This is a genomic window from Herbaspirillum sp. CF444 (genome assembly GCF_000282135.1).
Classification (GTDB): domain Bacteria; phylum Pseudomonadota; class Gammaproteobacteria; order Burkholderiales; family Burkholderiaceae_D; genus Herbaspirillum.
This window is the reverse complement of the sequence record NZ_AKJW01000077.1, coordinates 74,409-85,804: the sequence shown is the minus strand read 5'-3', so window position 1 is coordinate 85,804 and position 11,396 is coordinate 74,409. Positions and strand designations below refer to the sequence as shown.

The 11,396-nt window shown below is 63.2% G+C and carries 11 protein-coding genes and 1 other RNA gene; 4 read left to right on the top strand and 8 right to left on the bottom strand.

Going from position 1 to position 11,396, the window contains the following annotated elements; genetic code table 11:
• The 4 genes from PMI16_RS17590 to PMI16_RS17575 all read left to right on the top strand — a co-directional run.
• On the top strand, positions 1-1,419 hold a 1,419-nt coding region (locus PMI16_RS17590), incomplete at its 5' end, for an efflux transporter outer membrane subunit (protein ID WP_007882031.1).
• Positions 1,416-3,668, top strand: coding sequence for an FUSC family protein (locus PMI16_RS17585; RefSeq protein ID WP_007882029.1), 2,253 nt, complete (start codon positions 1,416-1,418; stop codon positions 3,666-3,668). The genes PMI16_RS17590 and PMI16_RS17585, both read left to right, overlap by 4 nt.
• Positions 3,658-3,858 carry a DUF1656 domain-containing protein gene (locus tag PMI16_RS17580; RefSeq protein WP_007882028.1) on the top strand — a complete coding sequence of 67 codons (201 nt, stop codon included), beginning with the start codon at positions 3,658-3,660 and terminating at the stop codon, positions 3,856-3,858. Before PMI16_RS17585 ends, PMI16_RS17580 begins: the two co-directional genes overlap by 11 nt.
• Positions 3,859-3,916: 58 nt before the next feature.
• On the top strand, positions 3,917-4,804 hold the full coding sequence (locus PMI16_RS17575) for an efflux RND transporter periplasmic adaptor subunit (RefSeq protein WP_007882027.1): 888 nt from the start codon (positions 3,917-3,919) through the stop codon (positions 4,802-4,804).
• A gap of 18 nt (positions 4,805-4,822) precedes the next feature.
• Here PMI16_RS17575 and PMI16_RS17570 read toward each other — a convergent pair whose 3' ends face one another.
• From PMI16_RS17570 to PMI16_RS17540, 8 genes are all read right to left on the bottom strand, one after another.
• On the bottom strand, positions 4,823-6,139 hold the full coding sequence (locus PMI16_RS17570) for an Nramp family divalent metal transporter (RefSeq protein WP_007882026.1): 1,317 nt from the start codon (positions 6,137-6,139) through the stop codon (positions 4,823-4,825).
• A gap of 32 nt (positions 6,140-6,171) precedes the next feature.
• On the bottom strand, positions 6,172-6,633 hold the full coding sequence (moaE, locus tag PMI16_RS17565; protein ID WP_007882025.1) for a molybdopterin synthase catalytic subunit MoaE: 462 nt from the start codon (positions 6,631-6,633) through the stop codon (positions 6,172-6,174).
• Between the two features lie 119 nt (positions 6,634-6,752).
• Positions 6,753-6,827, bottom strand: a non-coding RNA gene (locus tag PMI16_RS25395) — sX9 sRNA.
• A 62-nt stretch (positions 6,828-6,889) separates the two neighbouring features.
• Positions 6,890-8,266: a GntT/GntP/DsdX family permease gene (locus tag PMI16_RS17560; protein WP_007882024.1), complete on the bottom strand. Its 1,377-nt coding sequence runs from the start codon at positions 8,264-8,266 to the stop codon at positions 6,890-6,892.
• An 82-nt stretch (positions 8,267-8,348) separates the two neighbouring features.
• On the bottom strand, positions 8,349-8,981 hold the full coding sequence (locus PMI16_RS17555; RefSeq protein WP_007882023.1) for a class I SAM-dependent methyltransferase: 633 nt from the start codon (positions 8,979-8,981) through the stop codon (positions 8,349-8,351).
• 14 nt (positions 8,982-8,995) lie between these two features.
• A complete protein-coding gene (gene moaD, locus PMI16_RS17550; RefSeq protein ID WP_007882022.1) occupies positions 8,996-9,253 on the bottom strand; it encodes a molybdopterin converting factor subunit 1 in 258 nt (85 codons plus the stop codon).
• A 44-nt stretch (positions 9,254-9,297) separates the two neighbouring features.
• The gene (locus PMI16_RS17545; protein WP_007882016.1) at positions 9,298-10,140 is read right to left on the bottom strand and encodes a DUF817 domain-containing protein; all 843 of its coding nucleotides are present in this window, start codon (positions 10,138-10,140) and stop codon (positions 9,298-9,300) included.
• A gap of 8 nt (positions 10,141-10,148) precedes the next feature.
• Positions 10,149-11,393 carry a molybdopterin molybdotransferase MoeA gene (locus PMI16_RS17540; RefSeq protein WP_034381123.1) on the bottom strand — a complete coding sequence of 415 codons (1,245 nt, stop codon included), beginning with the start codon at positions 11,391-11,393 and terminating at the stop codon, positions 10,149-10,151.
• Positions 11,394-11,396 lie beyond the last annotated feature (3 nt).

The following is an 11,396-nucleotide window of genomic DNA, read 5'->3' as shown; positions in this document are numbered from 1 at the left end:
GGCGGCATCAAGCCGCAGGCGGCTTTGCAGCAGCCCAACACGCTCGACGTCGGCAACGCCATCCGCCAGGTCGGCGCCGAAGCCGGCTGGCCCAGGCGCGCCTGGTGGGAAACCTACGCCGATCCGCAACTCAATCGCCTGGTCGTCACCGCCGTCGCCGGCAACCCCAGCATGGCAATCGCCGCCGCCCGCGTGCGCCAGGCCCAGGCCATGGCCGTCGTCGCCCATGCCGGCGAGTTGCCGCAAGCGCAACTGGATGCCGCCATCGGCCGCAAGGATTGGTCCGACAACGTCTATTACGGCGCCGCCTTCCGCGACAAACTGACCTGGAACAACACCGCCGCGCTCAGCCTCTCGTACAACCTCGACCTGTGGGACCGCAACCGCAACAGCACCGAACGCGCCCAGGATGAAATCCACGCCGTCGCCGCCGACGCCCGCGCCGCCCAGCTCGACCTGGAAAGCAATGTCGTGCGCACCTATGTGCAGCTGTCGCTGCAATACGGTCTGCTCGACAACATGCAGGACACCCTGAAGCAGGAACAACGCATCCTCGATCTGGCCAATCGCCGCTTCAAGGGCGGCATCGGCACGCAGATGGAAATCACCCAGGCCGAAGTCCCGCTGCCGGAAACACGCCGCCAGATCGAAGCCCTGGACGAAAACATCGCACTCACCCGCAACCAGCTGGCCGCCCTGCTCGGCCAAGGTCCGGGCGCCGGCGACAACATCACCCGCCCGAGCATGAATCTGCAGGCAAGCATCGGCCTGCCCAGCGCCTTGCCGGCCGAACTGATCGGCCGCCGTCCCGACATCAGCGCCGCGCGCTGGCGTGTCGAGGCAGCCGCCAAAGGCATCGCCGTCGCCAAGGCCGCTTTCTATCCGAACATCAACCTGATGGCCAGCATCGGCCCGGCGGCAGCCGGCGGCAGCCTGTTCAGTTTCCTCAGCGGACCGAACATCACGAGCAGCTACGGTCCGGCAATCTCGCTGCCGATCTTCGAAGGCGGACGCCTGCGCGGCCAGCTCGGCGCCACCACCGCCGGCTACGATCAGGAAGTGGAGCACTACAACATGCTGCTGAGCCAGGCGCTCAAAAGCATCGCCGACCAGATCGTGACGCTGCAAGCCATCAAGCGCCAGCAAGTGCAGGCCGATCTGTCGATCGTCGCCGCGCAAAAAAATGTCGATATCGCCACCCGCGCCTATCAGCGCGGCCTGACCGACTATGTCAACGTGCTCACCGCGCAAACGCAATGGCTGCATCAGCAACAAGTCGTGCAGCAACTGCTGGCGCAAAAACTCAGCGCCTACGCCAGCCTGACGGTCGCGCTCGGCGGCGGACTGGAAACATCCGCGCCTGAAACCAGCGCCCATGCCGACCAGGCGATCGCCACCGCGACGGGAGTTGCACCGTGAGCAGTGCCGCCAATGCTCAAGGCGTCACTCCTGCCGCGCCGAAATCGTTCGGACGGCAATTGCACGAGGCTGCCGGCGAATGGTGGCAAACCGATTTCCCCAACTGGATCTACGTCTTCAAAATGGTGCTGGCAGGCTTGCTGGCCCTTGGCATTGGATACGCGCTGGATCTGGAATCGCCGCGCTCCGGCCTGATCACGGTCTTCATCGTGATGCAGCCGCAGAGCGGCATGATCCTCGCCAAGAGTTTTTACCGCGTGATCGGCACCTTCATCGGTTCGGTCGCGGTGGTGGTGTTCGTCGGCCTGTTCGCGCAGACGCCGGAGCTGTTCCTGCTGGCCACGGCATTGTGGATCGGCCTGTGCACCTTCGGCTCGGCGCACAACCGCAACTTCCGTTCTTACGGCTTCGTGCTGTCGGGCTACACGGTGGCGCTGATCGGTATTCCGGCGGCGCTCAATCCGGCATTGACCTTCGACTCCGTGATGACACGCGCGACCGAAATCACCGTCGGCATCGTCTGCGCCGGCGTGGTCAGCGCGCTGGTGTTTCCGCAAGCCAGCGCACCCGGCCTGGTGCGCATCATCCGCGGCCGCTTCACCGCCTTCGTCGACCTGATCGGCAGCACGCTGGGCGGCACCGCCGACCGCAAGGCGCTGGAAGCGACCAACGCCCGTTTCGTCGGCGACATCATCGGCCTGGAAGCCTTGCGCAGCTCCGCCATTTTCGAAGATCCCGAAATCCGCCTGCGCAGCGGACGCCTGACACGCATGAACAGCGAGTTCATGGCCCTGTCGACGCGCGTGCACGCCCTGCATCAGTTGATGAACCGCCTGCACGACAGCCGCAATCCTTCCGCGCAACTGGTGATCGATGCGATTTCGCCCTACTTCCGCGAAGTACAGCCGTTGTTGACACGCAGCGGCGGCGAACCGGTGATGACGGCGACCGACGCCGCCGACGCCGCGCTCAAGCTGGAAACCTACAAACAGGAATTGCCGCGCCGCATGCGCGCCACGCGCAGCGAGCATGCCCAAGCGCTCGACGACGACGCCATCCTCGATTTCGACACGGCGTCCGAGCTGCTGTATCGCGTCATCGAGGAATTGCATGCCTACACGCTGACCTACGCATCGCTGGTGCAACGCCGCCACGAACGCGAACAATGGGAACACGCCTATTCGCCCAAGACCAGCATGGTCACCGCCAGCATCGCCGGCGCCCGCGCCGCCATCACGCTGATCGGCCTGTCGACCTTCTGGATCCTGAGCGGCTGGCCCAGCGGCGACGTGGCTTCGCTCAATGCCGCCGCGTTCTGCGCCATCACCTCGGCCGCGCCCGACCCCGCCAAGGCCACGCGCACCGTCACCATGGGCGTGGCGCTGGCGGTGGTGCTCGGCTACTTCTACACCTTCCATATCGTGCCGCAGCTCGACGGATTCTGGATGCTGGCTGCCGCGCTGACGCCGGTATTGATGCTGGCCGTGCTGCTGACGACGAAACCGACGCTGGCCGGTTACGGTCTGGGCATCTGCATCTTCTTCCCGTTCGTGGCGGTGCCGGACAACCTCGCTCACTTCAACGCAGCGGGCTATCTCAACGAATGTATCGCGCTGATGGTGTCGCTGGTCGTGACCACCGTCGCTTTCATGCTGCTGTTGCCGCCGACCACCAACTGGACCGTGCGCCATCTGGAGAAGCTGCTGCGCAAGCAAGTCGTTCAAGCCTGCTTCGGCAAGCTCGCCCACCTGGCGCTGCAGTTCGAAAGCGGCACGCGCGACCTGATGCATCAGATCACGATGGTCACCGGCAGCCGCCCTGCGCTGCGCAAGGACGCCTTCGGCTGGATGTTCGCCACGCTGGAAATCGGCCATGCCGTGATCGAGTTGCGCACGGAACTGCATGGCATCCGCAGCGGCAACCCCGGCCTGCTGCCGCCATCGGCCTATGCCGCGCTGGATCGCCTGCGCGAAACCCTGCCGGCGCTGTTTGAACAACCCACGCCCGCCACGCTGGCCGCCGTGCTGGACGCCAACAACCGCGCCATTGCCGAGGTGCAGTTCGCCATCGGCCCGCAGTATCGCGAACGCAGCGAGCGTCACCGCTTGCAGCGCACGCTGAGCTACCTGCACTTCATCCGCACCGCGCTGCTGGATCCACAGTCTCCGCTGCAACCCATGCATCAGCACCAGAGCGTTGGCGCCAGCACTTCTTCCGCATCCAATTCAGGAGCAAACCATGCCGCGTGAAATTTCCTTCTTCGACGCCTACGTGCCGACGCTGCTGCTGGCCGTCATCGTTGCCGGCGCCATCGCGCTGGTCGCCGACCGCATCCTGGTGCGCATCGGCTGGTACGACCTGGTGTGGCATCCGGCGCTGTTTCGCGTCAGCCTGTTCACCTGCATCGCGGCACTGCTCGGCCTGGCGATTTACGCTTAGCCTGAAAAAACGGCAGCTTCATAAAAACAGATACGGAATCATTCAGGAGTAATCCATCATGTCGGTCAAAACCATTTTTCGATTCATCATCACGGCGCTGATTTTCCTTGCCGCCATCTTCCTGGCGTGGACGCTCTGGCAGCACTACATGGTCTCGCCATGGACGCGCGACGGCCGCGTGCGCGCCGACGTCGTCAACATCGCGCCGGACGTCGCCGGCCAGGTGGTTGACCTGCCGGTGCGCGACAACCAGCTGGTGCACAAGGGCGACCTGCTGATGCAGATCGACCCCGCGCATTACCAACTGGCGCTGCAACAGGCCGAAGCCGCCGTGCTGGCGCGCAAGGCAGATCTCGACATGCGCCGCGCCCAGGCGCGCCGCCGCGCCGACATGGACAGCCTGGTGGTCTCGCGCGAAAACCGCGAAGACGCCGGCACCCAGGTCGTCGCCGCCGATGCGCAATATCAGGTCGCCATTGCCCAACGCGACGCCGCCAGACTCAACCTCGACCGCACCAGGGTGTATGCGCCGGTCGACGGCTACATCACCAACCTGAGCGTGCGCCGCGGCGACTACGCCAGCGTGGGCGCGGCCAAGATCGCCATCATCGACAGCCATTCGTTCTGGGTATATGGATATTTTGAAGAGACCAAGCTGCCTTACGTCGCCGTGGGCGACACGGCCAGGATCCAGCTGATCAACGGCGCCACGCTGCGCGGCCACGTCGACAGCATCTCACGCGGCATCTACGATCGCGACAATCCGCAAAGCCGCGAACTGCTGGCCGACGTCAACCCGACGTTCAACTGGGTGCGCCTGGCGCAACGGATTCCGGTACGGATCCATATTGATGAAGTGCCGAAGGACGTGCTGCTGGCGGCGGGCCTGACCTGCACCGTGACGCTGGAGCCCAGCGGCCAGAGCAAGACTGCTTCCGCCAAATAAATTTTGGCGCTCAGCTGATCAGGTAAACAGCTGCGCCACCAACCACAGATTCGCCGCGCTGATGCCGAGGAATAACATCCACGCCGGCGCGGCCAGCCACACCGGGTTGGCGAAGTCGCCCATCAAGTCGCGCCGGCTGGTCAGCCGGATCAGCGGATACATCGCAAACGGCAACTGCAGGCTCAGCACCACCTGACTGAGCACCAGCAAGCGTCCGACCGAATGCTCGCCCAAGGTCAACACGCCGATCAGCGCCGGAATCAAGGCCAGTCCGCGCGTCACCATGCGGCGTTGCCAGCAGGGGATTTTCAGTTTCAAGAAACCTTCCATGATGACCTGGCCGGCGATCGTGCCGGTGAAGGTGGAACTCTGCCCCGCCGCAAACAAACCGATGCCGAACAGGATCGCCGCCAGCGAGGTGCCGGTAATCGGATCGAGCAAGTGATACGCCACATCCAGATCCACCACGTCGGTGCGGCCGCTGCTATGGAATGCCGACGCCGCCAGGATCAGGATCGCGGCATTGATCGTCATCGCCATCAGCAGCGACACCGTCGTGTCGATGCGCGTGTAGCGGATCGCCTCCAGCAAGCTGGAACGCTCGCGCCTGACCGCGCGCGTCTGCACGATGGAGGAATGCAGGTAGAGGTTGTGCGGCATCACCGTCGCGCCCAGCACGCCGATCGCCAGGTACAGCGGCTCACGGCTCGACAGCGTCGCCAGCGACGGCACGAAGCCTTGCACCACGGCATGCCAGTCGGCCTTGACGAAAGCCAGTTGGGTAAAGAGGCAAACCGCAATCGTCATCACCAGCCCGAGGATGATCGCCTCGACCTGACGAAACCCGCGCCCTTGCAAGCCCAGCACGATCACGGTGTCCAGCGCGGTCAGCAACACGCCGACCGGCAGCGACACGCCCAGCAGCAGCTTGAACGCCAGCGCACAGCCGAGCACCTCGGCCAGATCGCAGGCGACGATGGACAGCTCGGCGAACACCCACATGCCCTTGCCCACCGCCGGCGGATAGTTTTCGCGCGAATGGATGGCGAGATCCTTGCCGGTGACGATACCCAGGCGTGCGCACAGGCATTGCAGCATGATCGCCGCCAGGCTCGACAACATCACCACGAACAGCAACTGATAGCCGAACTGCGACCCGGCCTGGACCGAGGTCGCCCAGTTGCCCGGATCCATGTAACCGATGGAAATCAGCAAGCCGGGGCCGACATAGACTTTGAGCTTTTGCCAGACGCTTGCATGCGGCGGCACCGCGACGCTGCCGGAAACTTCAGAGGGACAAAAAGGGGCGGTGGCGGTCGTTGGCAGGCGGAACATGTTTTATTGTTGTTGAGAAGGAGAAGAAAAAATCAATCCGTTTTCGGATCCCACTTCGACACGGCCTTGTCGTCGCTCTCGCGCGCATCCACCCAGCGCGCGCCGTCGGGCGTCTGTTCCTTCTTCCAGAACGGCGCCTGCGTCTTGAGGTAATCCATGATGAACTCGCAGGCTGCAAAGGCCTCGCCGCGATGTTTCGAGGTCACCGCGACCAGCACGATCTGGTCAAGCGGCAGCAAGGGTCCCACGCGATGGATCACCAGCGCGTCGAAAATCTCCCAGCGCGCCTTGGCGTCGGCGACGATCTGCGCCAACGCTTTTTCAGTCATGCCGGGATAGTGTTCCAGCTCCATCTCCTGCACGCTGGCGCCGTCGTTGAGATCGCGCACGGTGCCGACAAAGCTGACCACCGCGCCGACCTTGGGATTGGTCAGGCGCAATGCGCCAATCTCGGCGCTGAGGTCAAAGTCGGCAGTCTGGACGCGGATCGGCATAGGAAAAAGAAGAAGCAAATGGAATCGCCCTCATTGTACCCAATGTCTTGAAGACATCGCCCGCAGAAACGACAAATCCCGGGCCGGCCGGGACTTGTTCTGTTTCTTCACGCGAAACCTGTTCACGATCTGTAGCGAGAGGCCATCAGCCGGTGGCGGCCGGAGCACAGGAACCGGAATGTACTTCAGTACATGAGGATTCCGAGCACCGCCCGACGCCGGATCATGGCCTCGCAGTAAAATCGTGAGCAGGTTCTCAGGTCAGGATGCCCCACAACAGCAAGGTCATTCCCAATCCGACCACCGAGACGATGGTCTGGATCACCGACCACGTTGCAAAAGTCTGCTTGAGGTCGAGTCCGAAGTATTCCTTCACCATCCAGAAGCCGGCGTCATTGACGTGGCAGAAGAACACCGACCCTGCGCCGATGGCCAGCGCCATCAAGGCATTGTGCGTGCCCGACAACGTCGCCACCAGCGGCGCGACGATGCCGGCGGTGGCGGTGGTCGCCACCGTGGCCGAGCCGGTCGCCTGACGCAAGGCTACGGCAATCAGCCATGCCAGCAGGATCAATGGCATGTGCGTGCCGCTCGCCACCTTGGTGATGGTGTCGCTGATGCCCGCCGTCAGCAAGGCTTGCTTCAAACCGCCGCCGGCGCCGATGGTCAGCAGCAGGCCGGCAATCGGCGGCAAGGCCTTGCGCAGGATCGCGCCGACGTCGGTACGACTGACGCCGCGGCCCCAGCCGAGCACGATCACCGCAAACAGCACGGTCGCCGTCAGTGCAATGATCGGTTCGCCGAAGAAATTGAGCATCTCGAACAAGGTGGTTTCCGGCGCGACCCAGATCTTGGCGACGGTGCGGCCCAGCATCAGCACCACCGGCAGCAGGATGGTCGCCAGCGACGGCAGGAAGCCCGGTTGCAGTTCAGCCGCTTGCTGGCCCTTGAACAAGGCGCCGATCTGTTCCGGCTCGCCGATCGGCATGCGCGGCGCCAGCCACATGCCGTACAGCGGCCCCGCCAGGACCACCGCCGGGATCGCCACCACAAAACCGAGCAGCATGGTGGTGCCGAGATCCGCATGCAAGGCGCTCACCGCAATCAGCGGCCCCGGGTGCGGCGGCAGCAAGGCGTGCAAGGTGGTCATGCCGGCCAGCGCGGGAATCGCCACGCGCAGGATCGGTTGTTGCGAACGACGCGCCATGACGAAAATGATCGGCGCCATCATCACCAGGCCGACTTCAAAGAACAGCGGCAAGCCGACGACGATCGCCACCAGCGCCATCATCCACGGGATCGCCTTGCCCCTGGCATATTTCAGCAAGGTCGTGACGATTTTGTCGGCTGCGCCGGAGTCCGCCATCAGCGCTCCGAGCATGGCGCCCAACGCGATGATGATGCCCGCCTCGCCGAGGATGCTGCCGGCGCCCTTGCTGAACGACGAGGCGATCTTTTCCAGCGGCAAGCCGGCGCCCATGCCGGCGATGAAGGTGCCGAGCAGAATGGACAGGAAGGGAGCGATTTTAAGGACGCTGATCAGCACGACGATGCCGATCAGCGCGATCAGGACGGACAGCAGCAGGCGCGTATCCTGGGCCGCCCAGGCGGCAATTTCAGTGGTCAAGTGCAAAGATATCTCCTTCAGTGTATGAGCGTCTCCTCACCTGCTTCCCTCCTTGCCTCGCGCTACTCTGGCGCTTGGCATTTTTTCTTCATGCAGCCGGCTTGCGCCACACCGTCGCCAGCCACGCCTGCTCGGCGCGCAGCAAACCGTCGGGACGATAGTAATGCCGTATCTCGGTGAAGCCTGCTGCGGTCATGAACTCGCGCCACGCCTCCAGATCGTGATAGGAACCGTAGCGCCCGCTGCTCCAGCCTTCGCTGTTGCTACCGCGCGGATTGGAGCAGAACAGCACACCGTCCGGCTTGAGCGCATCGTGCAACTGCCCCAGCACGCGCGGCAACTCCGCGACCGGCACGTGAAACAGGGAGGCATTGGCAAACACGCCGTCAAACAAGGCGTCCGGCAAATCCAGTGCAAAGAAATTCTGATGCCAGACTTCGCAGCCCGAATCGGCGCGCGCCATCTCGACAAAACTGGCCGTGCCGTCGAGACCGATGGCGCGGTGTCCCAGCTTTGTGAAAGTCTGCAAATCACGTCCCGGCCCGCAGCCGAAATCCAGAATGGTCAGCGGCGCCGGTTTGTTGATCGCGTCGAGCAAGGCATTGATGTTCTGGCTGACGTCGTGGTCGCGCGTGCCTTCGCGGAAGTCGACAGCGCGCCCTTCGTAGTGAGCCAGCGTGCCACCGGCAATGACGTCGAGTTGTTCTTTCGGCAGCGGCATGATCTCTCTCAAACTCAACCGCCCGTTACCGGCGGGAAGAAAGCCACTTCGCCGCCCTCTTCGATCAAGGTGCCGGGCTCGACCATGTTGTGATCGTAGGCCATGCGCAATGCCTTCTCCGGCGACAGCACCTCCATCCACAGGCCGCCGCGTCCCATCAAAAAAGCGCGCACGTCGCCGACGGTCTTGACGTGATCCGGCAGGTCGACGACTTCTTGCGTCACGCCGAGCGCTTCACGCACGCCGGCAAAAAAACGGAGTTCTATTTTCATGATTTTCCAGATTCTAAAAATGGCGGTACGCCAACAATGCAGCCTTACGGCGCGACATGTATTTTGGGCCGAATGTGCTTCAATTGCGCAACGATGGTAAACGTCATCACCACCAGCAAGGCCCATGCACTCCATTTGCCGATGTGCACCGTGGACCAGGCGCCGATCTGATTGGGATAGCGCCAGATGCCGAAAAAGGTACTGATGTTTTCCGCCAGCCAGATAAAAAATCCAATCAGCAGGAAAGACAGCAGCAACGGCATCTTGCGGTCCCGGTCATACGGACGGAACACCACGGTCGTGCGCGCGTACAAGCCCAGCGCGCACGCGCCCAGATACCAGCGGTAGTCGCCGATGTAGTGATGCGTGAAAAAATTCAGATAGATCAGCACCCCGATCAGCGTCGCCATCCAGTATGGCGGGTGATGCAAGATACGCAGATGAAACAGGCGCCACGCCTGGATGATGTAGCTGCCGACGGCGGCATACATGAAACCCGAAAACAGGGGCACGCCGAACAGTTTCGAATACGCAAAGTCCGGATAGCTCCACGACTGGATATGGCTGGACGTCTTGAATACTTCCAGCGCGAAACCGACCACGTGGAAAACACTGATCGCCTTGAGTTCATCCACGGTCTCGATACCGCTCCTGACCATCCAGAACTGCACCATCAGTGCAAACAGCAGCAAGGCGTCGTAGCGTCCGACACCAAACAAACCCTGGCGCGGCATCAGAAAAATGGCAGCAAAAAACAAACCGGCGAACAGACATGAACGTGCGTTTTTAATGCCGAAATACCAGAACTCGACGGCGAACCGGCGCAACCCGGCCAGTGCCGGACGGTCTCCGGGCGCCATCAGGTGACGGTCAAGATTAGCGATCATTTTCCGGCTCAGTTCAACAGGTTGTCGAACGGAATGAAGCGCACCGGGTCGCCTTCGGCAATGGTCTTGCCCGGCGCGTTGTCGATCAGTCCGTCGCCCCACACGGTCGACGTCAGCACGCCCGACCCCTGGTGCGGGAACAGATCGAGGCCGCCCCGGTCGTTGCAACGGGCGCGCAGGAATTCCTGGCGGCGATCGGCCTTGGGCCAGTTGAAATCGGCGCGCATGGTCAGCGCGCGCGGCGCGACATGTTCCACGCCCTGCAGGCGCAGCAGGAAAGGGCGCACGAAGATCAGGAAGGTGACGAAGGTCGACACCGGATTGCCCGGCAAACCGATGAAGAAGGCCTTCTCCGCTGTGCCGCCACGACGATGAATCTCGCCGAAAGCCAGCGGTTTGCCCGGCTTCATGGCGATCTGCCACATGTTGAGGCGGCCTTCGGCTTCGACGGCCGGCTTGACGTGGTCTTCCTCGCCGACCGACACGCCGCCGCTGGTGATGATCAGGTCGTGGCTGGCGGCAGCGGCGCGCAAGGTGTCGCGCGTGGCTTGCAACTGATCGGGCACGATACCGAAGTCCTGGACTTCGCAGCCGAGGTTTTCCAGCAGGCCGCGCAACAGGAAACGATTGGAGTTGTAGATCGCGCCTGGCTTCAGGGCTTCGCCCGGCATCGTCAGTTCGTCGCCGGTAAAGAATACCGCCACGCGCAGCTTGCGCACCACCGGCAGCGTCGCCAGACCGACCGATGCAGCCAGGCCCAGCTCTTGCGGACGCAGGCGCAGGCCTGCCGGCAGGATGGTGCTGGCGGACTTGATGTCTTCGCCGATGCGGCGAATCCACTCGCCCGCTTCCGGCGCATGCCTGACGATGACGTGATCGCCGTCGGCATCGTTGACGAGTTCGCAGGCTTCCTGCATGACGATGGCGTCGGCGCCTTCCGGCACCATGGCGCCGGTGAAGATGCGCGCCGCCGTGCCCGGCTCAAGCCTCGTGCCGACGTGGCCGGCGGGAATGCGCTGCGATACCCGCAGCCGCGTTTCGCCGCCGGCGCACTCCGCCGCGCGTACTGCATAGCCGTCCATCTGCGAATTGTCCATGCCGGGGACGTTGATCTGCGACACCTGCGCCGCCGCCAGCACGCGACCGTTGGCTTCCAGCGTGGGAACGATTTCCGTATCGGTCAGCGGCACGACGGCCTTGAGAAGAAATCTGGTCGCTTCCGCGACGCTGAGCAGAGGTGGTTTGACTAGCATGGA

Coding starts and splice junctions, on each gene's coding strand:
- PMI16_RS17575 (WP_007882027.1), top strand. CDS start 3,917: ATGTCGGTCAAAACCATTTTTCGATTCATCATCACGGCGCTGATTTTC.
- PMI16_RS17540 (WP_034381123.1), bottom strand. CDS start 11,393: ATGCTAGTCAAACCACCTCTGCTCAGCGTCGCGGAAGCGACCAGATTT.
- PMI16_RS17570 (WP_007882026.1), bottom strand. CDS start 6,139: ATGTTCCGCCTGCCAACGACCGCCACCGCCCCTTTTTGTCCCTCTGAA.
- PMI16_RS17580 (WP_007882028.1), top strand. CDS start 3,658: ATGCCGCGTGAAATTTCCTTCTTCGACGCCTACGTGCCGACGCTGCTG.
- moaE (WP_007882025.1), bottom strand. CDS start 6,633: ATGCCGATCCGCGTCCAGACTGCCGACTTTGACCTCAGCGCCGAGATT.
- PMI16_RS17545 (WP_007882016.1), bottom strand. CDS start 10,140: ATGATCGCTAATCTTGACCGTCACCTGATGGCGCCCGGAGACCGTCCG.
- PMI16_RS17555 (WP_007882023.1), bottom strand. CDS start 8,981: ATGCCGCTGCCGAAAGAACAACTCGACGTCATTGCCGGTGGCACGCTG.
- moaD (WP_007882022.1), bottom strand. CDS start 9,253: ATGAAAATAGAACTCCGTTTTTTTGCCGGCGTGCGTGAAGCGCTCGGC.